Annotated in this window: 20 protein-coding genes; 19 read left to right on the plus strand and 1 reads right to left on the minus strand. The window is 59.6% G+C overall.

Translation table 11 applies throughout. From position 1 onward, the window contains the following. Positions 1-49: 49 nt before the first annotated feature. The 19 genes from ET418_RS15645 to ET418_RS15735 all read left to right on the plus strand — a co-directional run bounded on the left by ET418_RS15645 (position 50) and on the right by ET418_RS15735 (position 20,312). Complete coding sequence (locus ET418_RS15645) at positions 50-1,192, plus strand: hypothetical protein (RefSeq protein WP_149309185.1); 1,143 nt, start codon at positions 50-52, stop codon at positions 1,190-1,192. 241 nt (positions 1,193-1,433) lie between these two features. Continuing rightward, on the plus strand, positions 1,434-1,910 hold the full coding sequence (locus tag ET418_RS15650) for a cytochrome P460 family protein (RefSeq protein ID WP_149309187.1): 477 nt from the start codon (positions 1,434-1,436) through the stop codon (positions 1,908-1,910). Between the two features lie 42 nt (positions 1,911-1,952). Further along, positions 1,953-3,167, plus strand: coding sequence for a hybrid sensor histidine kinase/response regulator (locus ET418_RS15655; RefSeq protein WP_149309189.1), 1,215 nt, complete (start codon positions 1,953-1,955; stop codon positions 3,165-3,167). Between the two features lie 12 nt (positions 3,168-3,179). Then, the gene (locus ET418_RS15660; RefSeq protein ID WP_149309191.1) at positions 3,180-3,575 is read left to right on the plus strand and encodes a response regulator; all 396 of its coding nucleotides are present in this window, start codon (positions 3,180-3,182) and stop codon (positions 3,573-3,575) included. 30 nt (positions 3,576-3,605) lie between these two features. Next, positions 3,606-5,462 (plus strand): methyl-accepting chemotaxis protein, encoded by a 1,857-nt coding sequence (locus ET418_RS15665; RefSeq protein ID WP_149309193.1) that lies wholly within the window; start codon positions 3,606-3,608, stop codon positions 5,460-5,462. Positions 5,463-5,490: 28 nt separating this feature from the next. Then, on the plus strand, positions 5,491-5,853 hold the full coding sequence (locus ET418_RS15670; RefSeq protein ID WP_149309195.1) for an STAS domain-containing protein: 363 nt from the start codon (positions 5,491-5,493) through the stop codon (positions 5,851-5,853). After that, entirely contained in the window at positions 5,853-6,218 is a 366-nt protein-coding gene (locus tag ET418_RS15675; protein ID WP_149309197.1) for a response regulator, read from the plus strand. Before ET418_RS15670 ends, ET418_RS15675 begins: the two co-directional genes overlap by 1 nt. A gap of 46 nt (positions 6,219-6,264) precedes the next feature. Then, on the plus strand, positions 6,265-8,373 hold the full coding sequence (locus ET418_RS15680) for a chemotaxis protein CheA (RefSeq protein ID WP_149309198.1): 2,109 nt from the start codon (positions 6,265-6,267) through the stop codon (positions 8,371-8,373). A 211-nt stretch (positions 8,374-8,584) separates the two neighbouring features. Continuing rightward, the gene (locus ET418_RS15685; protein ID WP_149309200.1) at positions 8,585-10,258 is read left to right on the plus strand and encodes a methyl-accepting chemotaxis protein; all 1,674 of its coding nucleotides are present in this window, start codon (positions 8,585-8,587) and stop codon (positions 10,256-10,258) included. Between the two features lie 9 nt (positions 10,259-10,267). Beyond that, complete coding sequence (locus ET418_RS15690) at positions 10,268-10,750, plus strand: chemotaxis protein CheW (RefSeq protein ID WP_149309202.1); 483 nt, start codon at positions 10,268-10,270, stop codon at positions 10,748-10,750. 36 nt (positions 10,751-10,786) lie between these two features. Beyond that, a complete protein-coding gene (locus tag ET418_RS15695; protein ID WP_149309204.1) occupies positions 10,787-11,617 on the plus strand; it encodes a response regulator in 831 nt (276 codons plus the stop codon). A gap of 49 nt (positions 11,618-11,666) precedes the next feature. Next, a complete protein-coding gene (locus ET418_RS15700; protein ID WP_149309206.1) occupies positions 11,667-12,536 on the plus strand; it encodes a CheR family methyltransferase in 870 nt (289 codons plus the stop codon). Then, positions 12,533-13,021, plus strand: coding sequence for a chemotaxis protein CheD (locus ET418_RS15705; RefSeq protein WP_149309208.1), 489 nt, complete (start codon positions 12,533-12,535; stop codon positions 13,019-13,021). Before ET418_RS15700 ends, ET418_RS15705 begins: the two co-directional genes overlap by 4 nt. 34 nt (positions 13,022-13,055) lie before the next feature. Continuing rightward, entirely contained in the window at positions 13,056-14,126 is a 1,071-nt protein-coding gene (locus ET418_RS15710) for a protein-glutamate methylesterase/protein-glutamine glutaminase (protein WP_149309210.1), read from the plus strand. Positions 14,127-14,138: 12 nt separating this feature from the next. Then, positions 14,139-15,377: an EAL and HDOD domain-containing protein gene (locus ET418_RS15715; RefSeq protein WP_149309212.1), complete on the plus strand. Its 1,239-nt coding sequence runs from the start codon at positions 14,139-14,141 to the stop codon at positions 15,375-15,377. Positions 15,378-15,644: 267 nt separating this feature from the next. After that, on the plus strand, positions 15,645-16,409 hold the full coding sequence (gene kdsB, locus ET418_RS15720; RefSeq protein WP_149309214.1) for a 3-deoxy-manno-octulosonate cytidylyltransferase: 765 nt from the start codon (positions 15,645-15,647) through the stop codon (positions 16,407-16,409). 31 nt (positions 16,410-16,440) lie between these two features. Beyond that, positions 16,441-18,045 (plus strand): CTP synthase, encoded by a 1,605-nt coding sequence (locus ET418_RS15725; RefSeq protein WP_149309215.1) that lies wholly within the window; start codon positions 16,441-16,443, stop codon positions 18,043-18,045. A gap of 3 nt (positions 18,046-18,048) precedes the next feature. Continuing rightward, positions 18,049-18,867 (plus strand): 3-deoxy-8-phosphooctulonate synthase, encoded by an 819-nt coding sequence (kdsA, locus tag ET418_RS15730; protein ID WP_149309217.1) that lies wholly within the window; start codon positions 18,049-18,051, stop codon positions 18,865-18,867. A 44-nt stretch (positions 18,868-18,911) separates the two neighbouring features. Beyond that, on the plus strand, positions 18,912-20,312 hold the full coding sequence (locus ET418_RS15735) for a ParA family protein (RefSeq protein ID WP_149309219.1): 1,401 nt from the start codon (positions 18,912-18,914) through the stop codon (positions 20,310-20,312). A 188-nt stretch (positions 20,313-20,500) separates the two neighbouring features. Here ET418_RS15735 and recN read toward each other — a convergent pair whose 3' ends face one another. Beyond that, complete coding sequence (recN, locus tag ET418_RS15740; protein WP_149309221.1) at positions 20,501-22,162, minus strand: DNA repair protein RecN; 1,662 nt, start codon at positions 22,160-22,162, stop codon at positions 20,501-20,503. Between the last annotated feature and the right edge of the window lie 81 nt (positions 22,163-22,243).

The following is a 22,243-nucleotide window of genomic DNA, read 5'->3' on the forward strand; positions in this document are numbered from 1 at the left end:
GCCCGCGCCGCCGGGCGTGACACCACAAGATCGATTGCCCAGGGATTTTATGCCAGATTTGCTATTCATATCCGACAACCCAAAGGTGGTGCAGATAAAAGATCTGCTCCAGCCGTCGCTCAAGCTGGAAATTGGCGTGACAGCACATATCGAAGGCCTCCGGGAGGAGCTCCACGGCCACCAACCGTCAGTAATCTGCATCCAGGAACAGGTAGCGGGGACAGGGGCCGAAGAGATCGTCAACCTCATCCGGGGGGAGGAGCAGGGAGAGAGGACGTCCCTGTTTGTCCTGCTGCGCGCGGGGGACGACAGCGCCGTGCCGGCCGGACCATGCTTCAAACACGCCATCGACCTGAGCCTGCCCGTGGAACAGCTCGTTAAGAGTATCCTTCGCGTGGTACTCAAACCGGCCTTCAAACTCCGCTGGAACGATATCTATATCCCCCGGGACCGGCATAAAGCGGCGACGGCGCCCCCAGCCCGGGAGGAAACGGAGCCTGCAGGGGCGGACGCCGCCCCTCCAAAAGCGGAGATTCCGGCCGAGCTATTGAAGGCGTTTGAACACAACTACCACTCCCGGCACCGCGGCAGATGGCTGAAGTATGCCGCAGCCTCCCTGGCGGCATGCCTGGCCGTCGGCGGCTGGTACCTGACCTCGGGCAGGTTCGATCAAAGGGGGAGTGTCTCCTTGCCGTCACCGTCACGGCCGGCGGCCAAATCTCCGGCGGTGCCCCCAGCCCTTCCGGCCCAAAAGAGCATCCCCCGCCCCCCGGCCCCCTCTCCCGTTGCAATCGCCCCGAAGACCCCATCGGCCTCGCGCACGGCTGCCGCCCCTCCGGTCGCGACGGTGAAACTGCCGTCGTTTATTCCGGGTAAAGGGCGGGACAACGCCTATTCCCGCCGGAAACCAAACTGGGAGCGCTATACCGATGCGAACTACGAGTTCCGCATTCTCAGGTCGGGCAGCCGCATCAAAGCGGTCCAGGTGCTGGCGTCCAAACGACATGCCATCAGCGAGGCGTTTTTCAAATCAGCCCTGGCCGAAGTCGCGGGAACCAGCAACTACCGCATCACCTCCCACGAGCAAAAGGATGGTTTTTCCATACGACGCGGGAAGGTAAGCAACGGGGCCGGAATTGTGCTTTACGACCAAGGGCAGAACCTGCGGGCCTTTGTCATCTCGATCCCCTAGGTGTCGTGCAGCAGGCCGATAACACTGGAGTTGCGTGGACCAGAACGACACCAAGCGCCCTGGTGGCGGATGACAATGCCGAGTTGCGGTTCGCCTTGGGATGTCTCCTTACGCATGACGGCTACAGCGCCTGGGCGCCTTTGACCATCTGACCGAGCCGCTCGAGACGTATTTACCGTTTGGACATACCGGCAAGTTATGATAAGTTATTTTTCATATTACTTCAGGAGTCTTGCTATTTATGAACCGGATCGTAGCAGTTGCCATGTTGTGCCTTATCTCCCTGCCGGCCGCCCTGTGGGCCGGTTCCTCCTCCCCTTCCCTTCCCAAGTCGTACCATTCCTGGCAAAAAAGCGGCCGCAAGGTCGTCACCGACAAAAGCTCGCTTTTTTACGGGATTCACTACATCTACGCCGACAAGAAGGCCATGAATGGGTATAAGGCAGGCAACCGCTTTGCCGAGGGGAGTTCCATCATCATCGAGCACTTCAACATCAAGGACGGCTCAGGTTCTCCCACCGAGGGTTCCAAGAACATGGTCGTCCTGATGCGCAAGGACAAGCGCATGAAAACGACCGGAGGGTGGCTGTTCGCCGGGTACGGCGCCGACGGCGCCCCCAGCGGGCTTGACCCCGTGAGCACCTGCTTCGGTTGCCACCAGAAAGACGCGGCCAAGAAGGATTACGTTATCTCTACCATCAACGATTTCAAAAAGTAGCCATGTAGCGAATCCGCATCACGATCACTTCACCGGGCAGACATGACTTCATCCGCAGAACAGCTTGACCGTCGGCCTCCCCATATCCTCGTCGTGGACGACGAGGAGGATATTCTGCGCCTGATTACCTTTGGCCTCGAACAATCGGGGTTCAGGGTCAGTACCGCCGAACATGCCGCCGGGGCGCGCCGTCTGCTGCAAGATGACCAGTTTGATACGATCATCACGGATGTCATGATGCCGGACGAGGACGGCATTACTTTTCTGGGGGACATCCACCGGCGCAGGCCGGATACCCCCATCATCATCATGACCGGATACGCCCAGTTCCAGGTGGCTGTCAACGCCATCAAGAACGGGGCATTCGACTTCATCTCCAAGCCTTTCGACTTGCTCTACCTGCAGAACGTGGTCGCAAAGGCCGTCAACTACTCGAAGTTGCTGCGCATGGAAAAGAACTGCCGTGCCGAACTCGAAGAAGCCGTTGCCGCCCGGACCGGGGAGTTGAAAAATGCCCTGACGGAGTTGGAAAAAACGCGCACGGCCCTGCTCGGGGCGGCCAACGAAAAAAGCGAGTTCATGGCGACCATCACCCATGAAATGCGCACCCCCATGAACGGCGTGATCGGGGCGCTTGATCTGCTTGCGGATACGGATACTTCGGGCGTTCAGAAAGAATACCTGGAAATGGCCCGCCAGTCGGCCGAAAAGATGATGGAACTCGTAGACCAGGTGCTTTCGTTCAGGAACGGAGCCAGCCGCACGGCGGCGATCAGGCGTGTATTTCTCGACCTTCCCTCGACCGTGGAGCGGTTGGCCCGGGAGCATCGCGACCGATTCGCCGAAAAAAAACTCAGCTTCGATGTCCGGATAGCGCCGGACATCCCCCGGAGAATCGCCTGCGACGGCGAACAACTGTACCGGCTCTTGGGGATACTGTTGGAAAACGCCCTCAAGTTTACCGACGCCGGATGGGTGCGCCTGGAGGTTGCCGCGGGGTCCCCAGAAGATTCCAGCGTATGCTTCACCGTGCGCGACAGCGGCAGCGGCATCCCCGACGACATGCTGGAACGGATTTTCGAACCCTTTGTCCAGGTGGACAGTTCGCTGACGCGGCGCTTCGGCGGCGTAGGACTCGGCCTGAGTATTGCGAGACACATCGCCGACCTTCTGGATGGCCGTTTGTGGGCTGAAAGCCGGCCAGGCGCCGGATGCAGCTTTCATTTCCAGGTCAAGGCAGATACGACGTTACACTAAAAGGAGCCCTTCGTGAAATGCCTCATTGTGGAAGACGACTTCATTTCGCGCCGCATCCTCAAAGAGATGCTGTCGGAGCATTTCGACTGCGACATCGCCATCAATGGCGAAGAGGCGGTGACATCCTTTCGGCTGGCCCACGAGGGCAAACGCCCCTATGACCTGATCTGCATGGATATCATGATGCCGGGGGTCAACGGCCAGGAGGCGCTGAGGCGTATCCGGGAGTTGGAACGCTCGCTCCAGGTCCCCCCGCAACTGGAGGCCAAGGTAATCATGACTACCGCACTGGACGATCCCAAAACGGTCGTTCAGGCATTCTACCAGGGAGGCGCGACCGCCTATCTCGTCAAACCGATCAGCAGGCAGAAGCTGATGAACGAATTACGGGTGCTCGGTCTGCTGTAACTTCCTCCACCCCCATAAAGGACGCATTCCATGCCCTCTGCAACACCGCACATCACCATACCCCCGGTCGGATCGAACAGCGAAAAGGCACTTGCCGGGTGGCGCTCCGTCATAACCCCTTCAATCGATACACTCAAAAAGCTGGCAGGCACCACCGAGGACGAGTTTCTTCAGATCGGTGCCCAAATGCAGGATTTCTACCAGCGTTCCCAAGAGATCACGTCCATGGCCAACCAGATGGTCGAGGCCGTCTCCGGCCCGCAGGCCCAGACGGTGGTCGAGCGTCTGCGCGAGATGATGGGAAATATGGAGGCCTATCTCTCCAGCACCCGTTCCCAGAGCCATGAGAACTGCACCATGCTGGAACGTATCCTGGAACTCCTCGACCATTTGACGGAGCCCCTGGACGGGTTTCAGAAGATGTACAAGATCCTGCGGATGCTGAGCACCTCTACGAAGATCGAGAGTTCCCGCCTGGGTGAACTGGGGCTCGGGTTCCAGACCCTGGCCATGGACGTGGAAAAGCTCTCCCACATGGTGCACGAGAAATCGGCCAGCATCCAGGGCGACCGGCAGATGCTGGCCGGCATGATCGGGGAGACCCTGCGCACCGTCCGCACCAGCGAAGCCGACCAGGACAGGGAGTTGAGCACGACCCTCGCGAGCGCCTCCCACACCCTGGAAGAGTTGGTCTCCGTCAACGACCGCTGTACCAGCTTTGCCACCATGATCTCATCCATCTCCGGCGAAGTCTCCGGCAATCTCAGCGAAGTGGTCGCTTCCATGCAGATGCACGACATGACCCGCCAGCAGTTCGAACACATCGTGGAGGCCCTGGAATGCCTTGCCGCCAAGTTGCAGGGCTTCTCCGCCGCCGTTCATACGAACGGGGATCCCCACAAACTGATCACGGAAACCGGCGACGTGTGCGAACTGCAATCCGCACAACTCCGTCATGCGGCATCCGAGCTCTGCGGAGCGGTTCGCTCCATCGTCGAAAACCTTCGGGACATGGCCGGAAAACAGGCTCGGATGACCTCGGAGACCCTGAGCACCACCGGCATCACCGACTCCACAACCGGAGGCTCGTTCGTGGGGGCCATCAGCAACGACATGGGCACCGTAACCGCGGTGTTGGCCAAATGCACCCTGGCCGATCAGGAGATGTCCGCCACGCTGAAGAAGGTTGCCGATACGATGCAGGAGGTAACCGGCTTTGTAACGGATATTGAAGACATCGGCCTGGAGATCGACCTGATCGCCCTCAACTCCCAGATCAAAGCGGCCCACACCGGCCGCGAGGGCGCCGCCCTGGGGGTGCTCGCAGAGGCGATCAAGCGGCTTTCCGTCGATGCCGTGACCCAGACCTCGGCGGTTTCGGAGGCCTTGCTGCAAATCAACCATGTCACGGAGCGCCTTTTCGGCGAGGCGAGCCAGGAGCGGGAGCACCTTGGGGCGAAGGTTACCACCATGGAAGAGGAAACCGAACAGATCCTCGCCTCCCTGGGCACGATGAACAGCGAACTGGTCTCCCTGCTGGCCGCGCTCAACGGCAAGGTTCAAACCCTGACGGAGAGGATAGAAGAGGCCACGGGCAGCATGGACGCCCACGAGCGGGTCGCGAGCCTGACGGACGACGTCATGTCCCGCCTCGATGTCATCGTCAGGGAAGCCCGGGAACTCGAACCGGCCAGCACGGAATTCAAGGATAACCTGCGCCACATGGAAGAACGCTACACCATGGAGAGCGAACGCAGCATCCATGAGTCGATTGCCCGCAAACGCGGCATGGCTAGTGCCATAGCGGCACCGAAGGACGCCGCGCCGGAAATGCCGTCATCCGCGGACGCCGATTCGGAGTTCGGCGACAATGTCGATCTTTTTTAGACATGATACATGAGCGAGGGGGAATGGCATGATGGAACGAAAAACATGTGACCCGAAAAGAACGGCGGATGCTTCGGCCAGAACACTGGCCATCGATGGCGCCTTGACCATCGAACGGAGCGGCGAATTCCGCCAAGCCATTATGGACGCCCTTGCCGGCGCTCGGCAGGTCGTCCTGGATGTGACGCAGGTGCAAGAGATCGACATACCGGGTTTGCAGTTGATCTGCTCCGCATGCAAGACGGCAGCAGCAGCCGGCAAGGTATTCACCTTTGCGGGGCACCTCCCCGCGTGCCTGTTGGAATTGAAGGACGGGATCGGGGCATGCCAGAACAGCCCGTGCAGTCACAACGGAAACTCATCCTGCATTTGGTTCGGAGGTATGAAATAATGGCAAAACTGATAATGACGGCCGACGATTCGGCCAGTGTCCGGCAGATGGTCAGCTTTACCCTCAAGCAAAACGGGTATGACGTTCTTGAGGCGGTGGACGGCAAAGACGCCCTGGCCAAGCTTTCCTCCCAAAAGGTAGATATGCTGATTACCGACCTGAACATGCCGAACGTCGACGGACTGGGGTTGATCAGGGGTGTTCGGGCCGGGGCGCTCAACAAGTTCATCCCGATCATCATGCTGACCACCGAATCCCAGGACGGCAAGAAATCGGAAGGCAAGGCCGCCGGCGCAACCGGCTGGATCGTGAAGCCTTTCAAACCCGAGCAGCTTATAGCCGTCATCAAGAAGGTTCTCGGGTGATCGCTGTCGCTTCGACACATACCCTAGCCGCACGAGGCCCATTATCATGATCGAACAGCATATTGTCACGTACCGGGAAGAGGCGAACGAACTGCTGGCGGAACTGGAAACGTCGCTTCTCGAACTGGAAGAGAATCCCACGGACGAGGAGTTGATCGGCAGGGTCTTCCGCGCCATGCACACCATCAAGGGGTCGGGCGCCATGTTCGGCTTCGACGAGGTCGCCCACTTTACCCACGAGGTGGAAACGGTCTTCGATCTGGTACGCAACGGCAAGATGACGGTTTCGAAACTGCTCCTGAACCTGACCCTGCGCGCCCGGGATCACATCAAGAGCCTCCTGGACGCATCTGTTTCCGGGGAGGAGTCCGACCGCGCCGAAGGCGAGGCGGTTATTGCCGGTCTCAAGCAGCTCGTTCCGTCATCCCCGAACGAACTGAGTCCACCGGCAGTCCAGAGTCAGCCCGCCCCTGGCGCCGAGGCCGAGACGCTGAAGACCTGGCGCATCCGCTTCAAACCGTGCCCGGAAATTTTCCTGTCCGGCACCAAACCGCTGGGCTTGATCAATGAACTCCGCGAGTTGGGGACCTGCCATGTGGTGGCCCACACCACGGGCGTTCCTGTGCTGAACGACATGAACCCCGAACTCTGCTACATTTACTGGGATATCATCCTGACCACCGCGCGTGGTATGGACGCCATCAAGGATGTCTTCATCTTCATAGAAGACGATTGCGAATTGAAGGTGGATTTGATCGACGACGGCGGCGCCGGCGATACGGACCTGGACTATAAGAAACTGGGCGATATCCTGGTGGAGCGCGGCGACCTGAGCCCGATGGAAATCCAGAAGATCCTCGGCCTCCAAAAACGCTTTGGAGAGCTGGCGGTTGCCGTCGGGGCCATTACGCCCGACAAGGTGCAGTCTGCCCTGGTGGAGCAGCAGCACGTCAAGAACGTGCGCCAGGAGCGGGCCACACAGGAATCGACCTCCAGCATCCGCGTGCCTGCCGAAAAGCTTGACCTGCTGGTCAACCTGGTAGGGGAGCTGGTCACGGTTCAGGCCCATCTCAGCCAGACGGCGGCCCTTCACGGCAACACCGATTTCGCCTCCATCGCCGAGGAGGTGGAACGCCTGACCAACGACCTGCGCGATACGGCCCTCAACATCCGCATGCTGCCCATCGGCACCACCTTCAGCAAGTTCAAGCGCCTGGTGCGCGACCTTTCCCAGGAACTGGGCAAGGAGATTGAGATGGAGACCGAAGGGGCGGAAACGGAACTGGACAAGACCGTCATCGAGCGACTCAACGACCCCCTGGTGCACCTGATCCGCAACAGTATCGACCACGGCATCGAAATGCCCGACGTGCGCCTGGCCGCCGGCAAACCGGCCCAGGGGACCGTACACCTGGGGGCGATGCACTCCGGGGACAGTGTCCTGATCACCATCCGCGACGACGGGGCGGGGCTCGACAAGGAGGCCATCCGCTCCAAGGCCGTGGAGCGGGGGATTATTGCGGCCACCGCCGAGTTGTCGGACAAGGAGATCTACAACCTGATCTTTGCCCCCGGTTTCTCCACCGCCGCCAAGGTAACCAACGTCTCGGGCCGCGGCGTGGGCATGGATGTAGTCAAGAAGGCCATCGAAGGGCTTCGCGGCAGCATCGACATCACCACGGCGCAGGGGACGGGCAGCACCATCACGCTCAAGATCCCCCTGACCCTGGCCATCATCGAAAGCCTGCTGGTGCGCATCGGCCCCGACTACTTCGTCATGCCGCTCTCGTCGGTCGAGGAGTGCGTCGAGCTCACCCGGGACAACATCGAGGAGGCTCACGGCCGCAATCTGGCCAATGTGCGCGGCGCCATCGTCCCCTATATCCCGCTCCGGGATCAATTCAGCATCTCCGCCAACCGTCCGGACATCGAACAGATCGTCATCACGAACATCCACGGTACTAAGGTCGGCTTCGTCGTGGACAGCGTCATCGGCGAACACCAGACGGTCATCAAGTCCCTGGGGCGGATGTATCGCGACATCAAAGGCATTTCAGGCGCCACCATCCTGGGAGACGGCACCGTGGCCCTGATCCTCGACATGGGGCTCTTGCTCCAGTCGGCCGAAATCCTTGAACAGGGCACTCCATCCTGAAGTCCAGATTTTGTTGCACGAGGGAATACGTGAACACACGGGGAGCCATTCCTCCGCTACCGTAATCTATCGATTGAAAAAGACTTTTTTGTATTGAAAACAGCTTGCGCTGTGTCAATCAATACTAATGCTCATACATTAATTAGCAGTTTATTGTCCGGTATGAATTGATTCGTGACATGCATCATTACACATCCCAGGAGGAGACAGTATGCAATGGTTTAAGGATCTTAAGATCGGTACGAAGTTGCTTTCCAGTTTTATCCTTTTAATCGTTTTTGCCGGTGGAATAGCATGGCTGGGAATATCCAATGTCCAAACCGTGTCGAAGCTGGCGAACCAGATCTACACCAGCAACACGGCACCGATAAGCAACCTGATGGATATGGCGGTAAATTTTCAGCGCATTCGGGTTAATATCCGCGACCTATGCATCGACAAGACCATGGAGGACAGGAACAAGCATGCCGGCTTGATTAAAGAACTCGATAAGAACTACAACGAGGCATCAGCCACATTCGAGAAAAGCATCCACGCGCCGGAGATCCGCAAGGAATTCGAAGCCTTGAAAGCTGCGCAGGAGAAGTATAACCCGGTGAGGGACAAAATAGTGACCCTGGCGCTGGCAGACAAGAAGGACGAGGCGATTGCCCTGATGCGTGGCGATGCCGCGTTGTCGGCCAAGTCGGCCCAGGATTCCCTGGACAAGTTGACCGACATGAAGAACGCGCAGGCCAAACAGAGAGGCGAAACGTGCCAGGCCACGGAAAACATGTGCGTGCGCGTGACCCTCATTATCCTGACCATTGGTGCGCTGATTGCTATCGGGGTGGCCCTCTTTGTGACGACCCTGATCAAGACCGCCGTCAACAAAGCCGTAACCGTCACCAACTCGTTGGCCAATGGCGATCTGACGGTCACGGTGGAGGTGGAGAGCAAGGATGAAACCGGCCAGATGATGGAAGCCATCAGGAACATGGTCGAGAAACTCAAACACGTGGTGGGCGACGTGATCGCCGCGGCCGACAATGTGGCCTCCGGCAGCCAGGAACTTTCCTCCACGGCGCAGCAGCTCTCCCAGGGGGCCACCGAGCAGGCGGCCAGCGCCGAGGAGATTTCCTCCTCCATGGAGGAAATGACCTCCAGCATCAAACAGAATGCCGACAACTCGGGCCAGACCGAGAAGATCGCCGTCAAGAGCGCCAGCGACGCCAAGGAGGGGGGCAAGGCCGTGGCCGGGACCGTGGGGGCCATGAAGGAGATCGCCACCAAGATCTCCATCATCGAGGAGATCGCCCGCCAGACCAACCTGCTGGCCTTGAACGCCGCCATCGAGGCGGCACGGGCCGGGGAGCACGGCAAGGGGTTTGCCGTGGTCGCCTCGGAGGTACGCAAACTGGCCGAGCGCTCGCAGGCAGCGGCCGGTGAGATCAGCGAGCTCTCCACCCGTAGCGTCCAGGTGGCCGAGGCCGCCGGCGACATGCTGGACAGGATGCTGCCGGACATCCAGAAGACCGCCGAACTGGTGCAGGAGATCAGCGCCTCCAGCAAGGAGCAGGACACCGGTGCCGAGCAGATCAACAAGGCCATCCAGCAACTGGACAGCGTTATCCAGCAGAACGCCTCGGCCAGCGAGGAGATGGCCTCCACCTCGGAAGAACTTTCGGGTCAGGCCGAGCAGTTGAAGGATTCCATCAGCTTCTTCCGCATCGACGCAGGCCAGGCCCGGGGTTCGCAGAGCCCCCGTCCGGCCCGCAAAAACGTCCAAATCGCCCACGTCGCCCGGAACGTTTCCGCGCCGGCGGTCCGCAAAGGCAGCGGGATCAGTCTCGACCTGGGAACCCCGGGGCCGGATCGTCTTGACGACGAATTCGAGAAATTCTAGGGGGGCGCCATGAGTGCAGCGGACATCATCGAAACGGTCCAGTATCTCACCTTCAAGCTCGACGAGGAGGTCTTTGCTCTCGACGTGGCCAAGGTCAGGGAAATATTGGAGTACACCGGCATCACCAAGGTGCCCCAGACCCCGGACTTCATGCGGGGGGTCATCAACCTGCGGGGCAGCGTCGTCCCGGTCATCGACCTGCGGCTCAAATTCGGCATGTCGGCCACCGAGCGCACGGTCAACACCTGTATCATCGTGGTGGAGGTGGAATTGGAGGACGAGACCCTTATCCTGGGTGTTCTGGCCGACTCGGTCCAGGAGGTGATCGAGATGGAGCCGGAGCAGATCGAGGCCGCGCCCCACATCGGCACCCACCTCAACACCGACTTCATCAAGGGCATGGGCAAACACGACAACAGATTCATCATGATCCTGGACAGCGATAAAATTTTTACCGATGAAGAGTTGTACACGGTGCAGGACGTGGGGTGACAGCCCGATTCCACGTATGGCGGGGCATCAACGACCATGCAGCACGAAGCGATAAAATACCAGGTATGGAGTTATCCCAAGTCTCCCCAGACGGGGCTTGTGGACGATAAAATACCGCGCATCCTCCTGGCCGAAGACAACCCCCTGGACCAAGTCAGCATCCGCAGGCTGCTGGAAAAGGGAAACGTGCAGGTCCACTGCGTCGATAATGGCCGCGACGCCGTGGACGAGGCCAGAAGCGGAAGTTACGACCTCATCCTGATGGATATCCTCATGCCGGAGATGGACGGTTTTGTGGCCACCCTCAAAATCCGCGAAGAGGAGCAGGCCGCCGGCGGGGGCGGTGTGCCGATCATCGCCCTGACCGCCTATTCCCTCAAGGCGATCCGGGACAAGTGCCGTAGTGTCGGCATGAACGGGTATCTTTCGAAGCCGATGTCGGCCAGGGAGTTGCGGGCGGTGTGCGGCCTGTTTTGCGTCCTTCCCCCCGGGGAAGGGGCAGAGTTGGAAGCCTGCGGAACGCTCCCCATCCTGGACGAAGAAGAGGCGCTGGAGAACCTGGGGGGGGTCCGCCCCCTCTATGATGAGCTTGTTGACATGTTCATCGACCAAACCCCTCATTTGATCGGCCATCTCGTCGACCTTGTCGGGGCCGGTGATACGGAGGCGACCAAAAGGTACATCCGCAGATTGATGGTATCCGCCGACACCATCGGCGCCAAGCGTCTCGCACATCTGTGCAGCCACATTCAGTCGAGCCTTGACGGCGGCAATCTGGACGACTGTGCACAATGGACCGCCCAACTCCCCCACGAACTGGAGCTTCTTACGAACACTATTCTTCTGCTTGACAGGGATGGTCTATGAGTATGCACCGGCGGTCGATTATGACCTCTCCCCGTATTGGAACGCCTTTATGAACCAGCGCGACGAGGCCTTCCATACCCCCGGCATTCCTGCAGTACTCAAAGACAGGGAATTCAACAGGTTCAGCGGTTTTATCTACGACGAGGTCGGCATCAAGATGCCGGCGGCCAAGAAGACCATGTTGGAGGCCCGCTTGCAAAAGCGGCTCAAAGCCCTCGGCATGCGTACCTTCGAGGAATACGCGGAGTACGTTTTCAGCGGCGCGGAGAAGAGCAGTGAGCTGATCCACCTGATCGACGTGGTGACGACCAACAAGACCGATTTTTTCCGGGAGCCCGCCCATTTCGACTACCTCGTAAAATCGGCGCTTCCTGCGCTGGTGGAGGCGCGGGAGGCCGGTTACCGGTCGCCGCTCAAGATATGGAGCGCCGGCTGTTCCAGCGGAGAAGAACCGTACACCCTGACCATGGTCCTATCGGAGTTCATGGCGAACAATCCCGGGTTTCGCGTTTCCATCCTGGCAACGGATATCTCGACGGCGGTGTTGGAAAAGGCAAAAAACGCCATCTACACCGAAGATCGCGTCGACCCCATCCCCTTGCAGATGAAGAAAAAATACCTGCTGAGAAGCCGCGACAAAAGCAAGGGACTGGTGCGTGTGGCTCCCCACCTGCGCTCCCTGGTCCAGTTCAGGCGCCTGAACTTCATGGAGGATTTCGGCATGCGGGAGCAGATGGAGATCATCTTCTGCCGCAATGTCATCATCTATTTCGACAAGCCGACCCAAGAGCGGCTGCTGAACAAATTCTGCCGCCAACTGGTTCCCGGGGGGTATCTCTTTCTCGGGCACTCCGAAACCTTGAGCGGCCTGAATGTCCCCTTGACGCCGGTGGCATCGACCGTGTATCGGAAACTATGAAAAACCTGTACGACAAGCATGTGTGCAACGTATACTTGAAACCGGGAGAGATCTTCATCGCCCGGAGCCCTGCCCTTGTCTCCACGGTGCTCGGTTCCTGCGTTGCGGTGATTTTGCATGCGCCCCGGATCGGCGTAGGGGCCATCTGCCACGCCATGCTCCCCGGCGGAAAAGCGGAGCAGGATGATTTTCGTTATGTGGACAGAGCCGTATCATATCTGTATAACCGGATAAGCGCCCTGTGCGGCGACCCGAACGACATCGAGGCCAAGCTCTTCGGGGGGGCGAACGTGCTCAACTTCACCGTCCGCAACGACGGAGCTGGGTCGGTTGGGGGCCAGAACATCGAAGCCGCCTTGCAGGCGCTCGACAGGCTCGGCCTGAAGGTATCGGCGGCCGATACCGGCGGCATCCAGGGCAGAAAGCTGTTTTTCTATTCCCACAGCGGCGAGGTTTTCGTGCGTCAGGTACGAAAGATCTTCTGATGATCGGCGTCCAGATTACCAAGAGGGGATCATCATGACGACCAGGATCAAGGTGCTGATCGTCGACGACTCTGCCCTCGTCAGGCAGGCGTTGACCGAAATCCTGTCGTCGGACCCCCACATCGAGGTCATGGCCGCCGCCTCAGACCCGTTTGTGGCAGCTGAGCGCATGAAGGAATGTGTCCCGGACGTCATCACACTCGATGTCGAGATGCCGCGCATGGACGGCCTGACGTTTCTTCAGAAGATCATGACCCAGCACCCCATCCCGGTGGTCATGTGCTCAAGCCTGACCGATTCGGGCAGCGAAACGGCCCTCAGGGCCCTGGAGTACGGCGCGGTCGAGATCATCGCCAAGCCCAAGATGGGGACCAAACAGTTTATCGAGGAATCGCGGGTCCGCATCTGCGATACGATCAAGGCGGCGGCCATGTCCAGGCCCCGGCCGCTGGCGATGCGGGCGACCCACACGGTGGCTCCAAAGCTGTCCGCCGATGTCATCATGGAAAAACCCACGACCCGGGCCATGATACAGACCACGGAAAAGGTCGTGGTGGTGGGGGCCTCCACCGGCGGCACCGAGGCCCTCAAGACCTTTCTCGAAATGCTGCCGGAAAATGCCCCGGGTATCGTCATCGTCCAGCACATGCCGGAACATTTCACGGCCGCCTTTGCCAAGCGCCTCGACGGCATCTGCCGCGTGACGGTGAAGGAGGCGGCAGACAACGATTCGGTGGTCCGCGGGCGGGTGCTGATCGCGCCGGGAAACCACCATCTGCTGCTCAAACGTAGCGGCGCCCGGTATTATGTGGAGATCAAGGAGGGCCCTCTGGTGTCCCGCCACCGTCCTTCGGTGGATGTCCTGTTCCGCTCGGCCGCGCGCTACGCGGGGAAAAACGCCGTGGGCGTCATCATGACCGGCATGGGGGACGACGGTGCCCACGGCATGAAGGAGTTGTTCGACGCCGGCGCAATGACCCTGGCCCAGGACGAAGCGACCTGCGTGGTGTACGGCATGCCGAACGAAGCGGTCAAGCGTGGCGGCGTCCACAGGACGCTCTCCCTTCAGAACATTGCCACGGAAGTATTGAAGCTGTGCGGGTAACGGGTTAACTCTATGGGGCAGAACAACGAAAATTTCTTTCTGGGCCGGCAACCGATCCTCAACCGCAGACAGGAGATCGTCGGCTACGAGTTGCTCTTCCGCGCCACCACGGTAAACCGCGCGGAATTCGAGAGCTACTCCCAGGCCAGCACCAGCGTCATCACCAGTGCCCTGTCGAATTTCGGCCTCCAGGAGGTCCTGGGCGGAAAATTCGGTTTCATCAATGTCTACCTCGGCCTGTTTCTCTCGGAATTGCTCGAACTGCTCCCCATTAGGCAATCGGTTCTCGAACTTCTGGAAACCATCGAGCTCGACGACCATGTTGCCGAGCGCTGCCGCGAGTTGAGAAAGCTCGGTTTCAAGCTGGCCCTGGACGACCATGTGTACAGTCCCAAATATCACGAGATCTACTCCGCCATCGATTACGTCAAGATCGATATCCTGGAAACCAGCCCGGAACAACTTCCCGATATCGTTCGCAAGCTGCGTCAGTGGCCGCTCAAGCTCCTAGCGGAAAAGGTCGAGACCTTCGAACAGTTCGAAACCTGCGCCGCACTTGGCTTCGATTACTTTCAGGGGTATTTTTTCGAACGTCCGGTGGTGCTCAACAAAAAACGGTTCGATGTCTCGAGCAGGGCCATGCTCACCTTGCTCCAACAGCTTACCATGGACGCCCCCCCCGAAGAGCTGGAACAGACCTTCAAGGAGAACCCGAGCCTCTCCTATAATCTTCTGCGCCTGGTCAACTCCGTTGCCCTGGGCATGCGCGAAAAGATCAAGACCCTCCGGCATGCGATCCTCATGCTGGGGACCAACCACCTGCGGCGCTGGATCCAGTTGTCCCTGTTCTCCGGCAACGATTCCCGCGGCATCGACAATCCGCTCCTGGAGATGGCGGCGGTACGGGGGCGCCTGATGGAAACACTGGTGCTGCAAAAGCTGCAACACTCCTCTTCCTCCGAACAATCGGAAGAGGCCTTTATGACCGGCATCCTGTCCCTTCTCGATGTCCTGTTCGAAACACCCATGAACGAGATCATCTCGAACCTCAATCTCAACGAGGAGATATGCGCCGCCCTCCTCGATCGCTCCGGGCGACTGGGCGAACTGCTCCTGCTTGCCGAGAAACTGGAAGTGACCGATTTCGACGCGGTCACGCCGTTACTCGAGCGGTGCGGCATAACACTCGACGAACTCCTGACAGCCCAGCTCGAGGCCTTCAACTGGCGCTCCGGCGTCATAGCCCACTGATGCGCCGACGGCATGGTCCGGTGCGGCAGCCGGGCTAAAGCTAAGCCTTTCCATCCTTGACACCCCATTCTTTTTGAGGTAGCCTATTATGTCCTACCATAGGACATGCCTGATTCCAGGGCGCATTCAAACAACACGCTTGCAGGCTTCCTGGCGTTTTTTCGGCGTACCGGTTCGTACGGCGCTGTCATGCTCCTTGTTTGCCTGTTTTCCTTTGAATCCGCCCCGTGGTGTACCACTCGAAATTCCTTGCAAGGTCACGTCAGTATGAAAATCACAGCAATCATTCCCGCCCGATACGCTTCCACGCGTTTTCCGGGGAAGGCCCTGGCCGATATCGGGGGCAGGCCGATGATCCAACATGTCTACGAACGGGCGTGCAAAGCATCCCTGGTCTCGCGGGTCATCGTGGCAACGGACGATACGCGCATCGCCGATGCCATCAGGCTGATCGGCGGCGAGGCGGTCATGACCTCCACCAGCCATGAAACCGGCACCGACCGCCTGGCAGAGGTGGCGCACAGCCTGGATACGGATATCATCGTCAATGTACAGGGCGATGAGCCGCTTATCTCCCCGGAGATGATCGACCAGGCCATCGAGCCGTTTCTCCATGACCCGGCCCTGAAGATGGGGACCCTGAAGACGCGCATCAAGTGCCTGCACGACTTTTTGAGTCCGAACGTGGTCAAGGTGGTGACCGGCGCCGACGGCTGCGCCCTGTACTTTTCCCGTTCCCCCCTCCCCTTTTTCCGGGACAAGTGGCAGGACCTGAAAGACGAATCCTTTGCCAACGGCAAACTGCTCTGCTACAAGCATGTCGGCCTCTATGTCTACCGCCGGGACTTTCTGCTCGAGTATGCCGCCATGCCGCCGACATTCCTGGAGATCTCGGAGAAACTGGAACAGTTGCGGGCCATAGAGAACGGCATACGTATCCGCGTGATCGAAACGGAATTCGAATCCATCGGTGTAGATACCCCCGATGACCTGGCCAAGGCGCAGGAGCGCTACCGCATAGTGACGCAATAATTTTCTAGCCTTTCCCACAGGAGCAGATTTTATGAAAACCAAGTTTATCTTCATCACCGGCGGGGTTGTCTCGTCCATCGGCAAAGGACTGGCGGCCGCTTCCCTGGGCGCCTTGCTCGAGGCGCGCGGTCTGCGCGTTACCATGCAGAAGCTGGACCCCTATATCAACGTGGACCCCGGCACCATGTCGCCGTTCCAGCACGGCGAAGTCTTTGTCACCGACGACGGCGCCGAAACCGATCTGGACCTGGGGCACTACGAGCGCTACACCAACGCCCGCCTCTCCAAGAAAAGCAACTTCACCACCGGCCAGGTTTATTTCTCCGTTATCGACAAGGAGCGGCGCGGCGACTACCTGGGTGGCACGGTACAGGTCATCCCCCATATCACCGACGAGATCAAGAACAAGATCATCGAGAACGCCAAAGGGGCCGACGTGGCCATCGTCGAGGTGGGGGGCACCGTGGGCGACATCGAGTCCCTCCCCTTCCTGGAGGCGATCCGCCAGTTCCGTTACGACCGCGGCCACGGCAATGCCCTCTATATCCATGTCACCCTGGTGCCCTACATCCGCACCGCCGGAGAACTGAAGACCAAACCGACCCAGCATTCGGTCATGGAACTGCGCAAGATCGGTATCCAGCCCGATATCCTGCTCTGCCGCTGCGAGCGGGAACTGCCCCAGGAGATGAAGAAAAAGATCGCCCTGTTCTGCAACGTCGAAGAGAAGGACGTCATCCCGGTGGTTGACTCGGAACACATCTATGCCGTGCCCCAGTCGCTCAACAAGGAGCGGCTGGACGAACAGGTGGTGGACAAGCTCAATATCTGGACCAAGGAACCGGACCTGACCCCGTGGCAGGACGTGGTGGAGACCCTGCGGCACCCCAGCCACGGCGAGGTGCGCATCGCGGTGGTCGGCAAATACGTCAACCTGACCGAGTCCTACAAATCCCTGGCCGAGGCCCTGACCCACGGCGGTATCGCCAACGACTGCCGGGTGTATCTCAAGTATGTCGACTCGGAAAAGATCGAACGGGACGGCATTGACGGCCATCTCGACGATGTGGACGGCATCCTGGTGCCGGGCGGGTTCGGCGAGCGCGGGACCGAGGGGAAAATCATCGCAATCCAGTTCGCCCGCACCGCAAACATCCCCTTCTTCGGGATCTGCCTGGGGCTGCAGATGGCGGTCATCGAATTTTCCCGCAACGTCTGCGGCGTCAAGGATGCCTGTTCAAGCGAGTTCTCGGACTGCGGCTCTCCGCTCATCCATCTTATGGAGGACCAGAAATCCGTCAGCAAAAAGGGGGGGACCATGCGGCTCGGGGCATACCCCTGCGCCGTTGCCAAGGGGACCCTCGCTCATGCGGCCTACAACGCCACAGAGATCTCCGAGCGGCATCGCCATCGCTACGAATTCAACAACAAATACCGTTCCGCCCTCACGGGAAAGGGGATGATCCTGTCCGGCATCTACAAGGACAAGGACCTGGTGGAGATTATCGAACTCCCCAACCACCCCTGGTTCCTGGGGTGCCAATTCCATCCCGAGTTCAAATCCAAACCGCTCCAGCCCCACCCGCTCTTCCGGGCCTTCGTCGGGGCGGCACTTGCGTACCGCAATAAGAGGTAAACCATGACCCGCGAGATCGCAATCAACGATGTCAAGATTGGCGGAGACAGGCCGCTGGTGCTGGTGGCCGGCCCCTGCGTCATCGAGTCGGAGGCGGCAACCCTGCGCCACGCCGAGCGGCTGCTGACCATCTGCAACGGCCTGTCCATACCGCTCATCTTCAAGGCGTCCTACGACAAGGCCAACCGTACCTCTATCGGCGGTTTTCGGGGACCGGGCATCAAGGACGGCCTGAAGATCCTGGCCAAGGTGAAGGACTCCCTCGGCCTGTCGGTGCTCTCGGATATCCACTCCATCGAGCAGGTGGCGCCGGCGGCAGAGGTGCTGGACGTGCTGCAGATACCGGCATTTCTCTGCCGGCAAACCGACCTCATTATAGCGGCGGCCCAGAGCGGCCGGGTCATCAATATCAAAAAGGGGCAGTTCCTGGCCCCCTGGGACATGAAAAATGTGGCCGCCAAGGCGGTGGCCTCGGGCAACGAGAATATCATCCTCACCGAACGGGGCGCCTCCTTCGGCTACAACAACCTGGTGGTGGATATGCGCACCTTCCCGATCATGCGCGCCACCGGCTTCCCGGTCATCTTCGACGCCACCCACAGCGTGCAGCTTCCCGGAGGCCAGGGGGAGTGTTCCGGCGGCCAGCGGGAGTACGTGGAATACCTCTCCCGTGCCGCCGTTGCGGCGGGCATAGACGGGATCTTCATGGAGGTGCATGAAGACCCGGACAAGGCGCTGTGCGACGGCCCCAACTCCATTCCCCTGGACGATCTGCCGACGCTCCTGAAGCTGCTCAAGTCGATCGATGCCCTGGTCAAATAGGTTCGCCTTTCCTCCCGGTATCAACACTACTTTGAAGGATATGCATGCAGAACTATCCCTACATCATTACCATTTCTTCGGAAAAAGGCGGGGTCGGCAAAACCACCCTGGCTTCCAACCTGGCCATCTACCTGAAGGCCATGCGCGACGACCTCCCGGTCACGATCTTCTCCTTCGACAACCACTTCACCATTGACCGGATGTTCGAGCTGCCGGGCCAGAATCTGACGGGCACGGTCTTTGAGATGCTTAAGGGGGTCCCGGCACGGGAACTGGTACATGTCGGCCAGTACGGCGTCAGCTATATCCCTTCCTCGACCGAGTTGGGGGAGATGAACGAAAACTTCCGGGGCCCCATGAGCCTGACGCGCATGTTCGCCGAATGCGGGTTTGGCGGCATCGTCATCATCGACACCCGGCCGGACCTGAACATCCTGACCCAGAACGCCCTCTATGCCGCCGACCGGGTGCTAATCCCGGTCAAGGACATGCCCAGCCTGGAGAACTGCAAGAATATCTTCGCCCTGTTCGACCAGCGCGGCATCGACAAGAAGTCGCTCTCGCTCATCCCCTGCCTGATCGACTCGCGCATCAAATTTGACGGGCTGTTCAAGGACCAGAAGACTCTGCTGCGGGCCTTTGCCATCAATCGCGGCTACCGCTGCATGGATACCTACATTTCCAAAAGCCCCAAGGTGGAGAGCCTCAATACCAACCCGGACGGCAAGATCTATCCGATCTTGACCCACGCCCGCGGCACCGATGTCCACGGCCAGTTCACCGAGATCGCCCGGGATATTCTGCGGAATTACGATGCCACCCCGGAGCCCCGTTCCTGTCTGTATGCAGCCTGGCTGAGGGAAAAGGAAGGGAAAAAGAAGGAGTCGTACCTTGCCCGGCTGGAAGGGCTTGCCGAGCGCTGCCTGGTCTGCGGGGCGCTCCTGTCGGAACAGCCGGAGCGGCGGGGATTCTATTACGAGACGTCCGACCGGGCCAGCCGCGGCTTCCTGCATAGCGACTGTTTTACCGACCTGCTCTGTGCGGCGCTCTATGGTATGACCGACCAATCCCAGGCCTACGGCGCAGCGCGCATGGTGATTGCCGACCGGGCGCAGAAAACGGTCTCCCTGTTCTTACCCCAATCCCAGGGGGCGACGGCCCAGCTCGATTATCGGCAGTTCAGCCATGATGGGGATCAGCTTTTCAGGAAGGAATTGTCGATGCAGGGGTTCAGCGAGGGGGAATTCGACGGCATGAACGACCGGCTCTTCCTGCTCTTGAATGAATCCCTGGCAGGGTATGAGGGCTCGTTGCGTGAAGAGGCCTGGCTGGCGGTGCATCCCGTGGATGCCGACGCCCCGGAAACGGTTCTTCAGGATGAGCATTATCGCGCCATACGGCAGGTTCATGCCAGGATCGCCGAGCAGCTTGGACAATCAGCCTAAAGACGACAGGCATTCACCACAAAGGCACAAAGAACACAAAGAGTTATTGATAAACCGGCATTCACTCAAAAGGCGAGTCCGGCCCACTATAAAATTACCACATAACTTATTTAAATTATTTGTGTAACTTTGTGACCTTTGTGCCTTTGTGGTGAACAGCTTTTTTCTGAGTCAATGAGAGAGGCTGGTTAGCCGCCGGTTGCCGCCAGCATCTCCGCGGCATGGGTCAGGGCCGAATCGGTGATCTTTGCGCCGGCCAGCATCCGGGCGACCTCATGGGTGCGCTCTCCATCCACCAGCGGAACGACCCGGGTGGTCGTTCTGCCGTTTGCCACCTGTTTCTCCACCCGCAGGTGCTGACCGGCAAAAACAGCCACCTGCGCCAAGTGGGTGATGCAGAGCACCTGTTGAACCGAAGCGACCTTTTTAAGCTTTTGTCCCACCATCTCCGAGGTGGCGCCGCCAATGCCGGTATCCACCTCGTCAAAGATCAATGTCGGCACATCCCCCTCGGGCAGCACCTGTTTGAATGCAAGCATAAGCCGCGACAACTCGCCGCCGGAGGCGACCCGGGCCAAGGGCCGGGGCGGCTCGCCCGGATTGGGCGAAAAAAGGAGTTCAACCCGTTCGTACCCCGTGGAGCGCGGCTCCGCCAACGGTTCCAGGAGCGTTTCCACGACAGCGTTCTTCATGGCAAGCTGATGGACCTCCGCGGCCAGCGCCTTGGAGAGGGCACCCGCGGCGGTCGAACGCCGCTTTGTGAGGTCGTTCCCCCGCTTTTGCACGTCATGGGCAAGCCGCTCCCGCTCCTCTTCCAGGTTATGCTTGTCCTGTTCCCGATTCAGTAACGTTTCTATCTCGCGATCAAGCCCCTGTTTGAATTCAAGAATAGCCTCCACGGTGGGGGCATACTTCCTTTTGAGCCGGTGTATCAGATCGAGGCGGTCGTCGGCCTGTTGCAACGCCAGGGGGTCGGCCTCGATACGGGAGGCATAATCGCGCAGCATGATGGCGGCATCCTCCGCCTGCAGGTAGGCGTTTTCCAGGGAGGCCGCCAACCCCTCCAGACTGCGGTCGATGGCAGAGATCTCGGCAATGGAGTTTTTGATGCGCCGCAATTGCCCGAGGATCGCCCCATCCCCCTCATAGAGCCGTTCAAAGGCCTCTGCGCTGACGCTCCCCAGTTTTTCGGCACCGGCAAGCAGCTGGCGGCGTTCCTCCAACTCCTCCTCCTCCCCGACCCGCAACTCCGCCCGGCCGATCTCATCGGACTGATACGACAGGAGATCGAGCCGCCGTTCCGCCTCCCGCTCCTCTTCATCCAGGGTCGCAAGACGCTCTTGAAGGGCACGGAAACGTTCAAAGCTTCGGGCGAACTCCTCCCGCTGCGGGTTCAACCCGGCGTAGGCGTCCAGGAGCAGGAGATGGTTTTCCGGGCGAAGGAGGGTCTGGGACTCATGCTGGCCGTAGATATTGATCAGGCGGGGGGCGATGTCGGCGAGCAGCGCCAGGGTGGCCATGCTCGCGTTGATGAAGATCCGGTTTTTCCCGGCCCGGGAGATGGAGCGTTTCACAAGCAGCTCGTTGTCGCAGTCAAATCCCGAATCCCGGAGTTTCCGGGCCACCTCGGGTTGGCCCGATATGTCGAACAGCGCCTCAACGACCGCTTCGTCAGCCCCGGAGCGGATCAGGTCGGCCGAGGCGCGCCCCCCCATGATGAGGCCGACGGCATCGATGATGATCGACTTGCCGGCGCCGGTTTCGCCGGTCAGCACGGTAAGACCCTGCCTGAAGGAGATATGCAGGGTGTCGATGATGGCGATGTTCTTGATGGTCAGGTCGGTCAACATGGAATCACGCTCCGCAACGCAGGCAAATAGCAGGCTTTTGAAAAACTCAGATTGATCAAAGGTTGTTCAAAAATAGTCAGA

Source organism: Oryzomonas rubra, assembly GCF_008369015.1.
Taxonomy (GTDB): Bacteria; Desulfobacterota; Desulfuromonadia; order Geobacterales; family Pseudopelobacteraceae; genus Oryzomonas; species Oryzomonas japonica.

Bases quoted from the DNA above. Each gene is read 5' to 3' on its own strand.
- ET418_RS15645 (WP_149309185.1), top strand. From the start codon at position 50: ATGCCAGATTTGCTATTCATATCCGACAACCCAAAGGTGGTGCAGATA.
- ET418_RS15650 (WP_149309187.1), top strand. From the start codon at position 1,434: ATGAACCGGATCGTAGCAGTTGCCATGTTGTGCCTTATCTCCCTGCCG.
- ET418_RS15655 (WP_149309189.1), top strand. From the start codon at position 1,953: ATGACTTCATCCGCAGAACAGCTTGACCGTCGGCCTCCCCATATCCTC.
- ET418_RS15665 (WP_149309193.1), top strand. From the start codon at position 3,606: ATGCCCTCTGCAACACCGCACATCACCATACCCCCGGTCGGATCGAAC.
- ET418_RS15670 (WP_149309195.1), top strand. From the start codon at position 5,491: ATGATGGAACGAAAAACATGTGACCCGAAAAGAACGGCGGATGCTTCG.
- ET418_RS15675 (WP_149309197.1), top strand. From the start codon at position 5,853: ATGGCAAAACTGATAATGACGGCCGACGATTCGGCCAGTGTCCGGCAG.
- ET418_RS15680 (WP_149309198.1), top strand. From the start codon at position 6,265: ATGATCGAACAGCATATTGTCACGTACCGGGAAGAGGCGAACGAACTG.
- ET418_RS15685 (WP_149309200.1), top strand. From the start codon at position 8,585: ATGCAATGGTTTAAGGATCTTAAGATCGGTACGAAGTTGCTTTCCAGT.
- ET418_RS15690 (WP_149309202.1), top strand. From the start codon at position 10,268: ATGAGTGCAGCGGACATCATCGAAACGGTCCAGTATCTCACCTTCAAG.
- ET418_RS15695 (WP_149309204.1), top strand. From the start codon at position 10,787: ATGCAGCACGAAGCGATAAAATACCAGGTATGGAGTTATCCCAAGTCT.
- ET418_RS15700 (WP_149309206.1), top strand. From the start codon at position 11,667: ATGAACCAGCGCGACGAGGCCTTCCATACCCCCGGCATTCCTGCAGTA.
- ET418_RS15705 (WP_149309208.1), top strand. From the start codon at position 12,533: ATGAAAAACCTGTACGACAAGCATGTGTGCAACGTATACTTGAAACCG.
- ET418_RS15710 (WP_149309210.1), top strand. From the start codon at position 13,056: ATGACGACCAGGATCAAGGTGCTGATCGTCGACGACTCTGCCCTCGTC.
- ET418_RS15715 (WP_149309212.1), top strand. From the start codon at position 14,139: ATGGGGCAGAACAACGAAAATTTCTTTCTGGGCCGGCAACCGATCCTC.
- kdsB (WP_149309214.1), top strand. From the start codon at position 15,645: ATGAAAATCACAGCAATCATTCCCGCCCGATACGCTTCCACGCGTTTT.
- ET418_RS15725 (WP_149309215.1), top strand. From the start codon at position 16,441: ATGAAAACCAAGTTTATCTTCATCACCGGCGGGGTTGTCTCGTCCATC.
- kdsA (WP_149309217.1), top strand. From the start codon at position 18,049: ATGACCCGCGAGATCGCAATCAACGATGTCAAGATTGGCGGAGACAGG.
- ET418_RS15735 (WP_149309219.1), top strand. From the start codon at position 18,912: ATGCAGAACTATCCCTACATCATTACCATTTCTTCGGAAAAAGGCGGG.
- recN (WP_149309221.1), bottom strand. From the start codon at position 22,162: ATGTTGACCGACCTGACCATCAAGAACATCGCCATCATCGACACCCTG.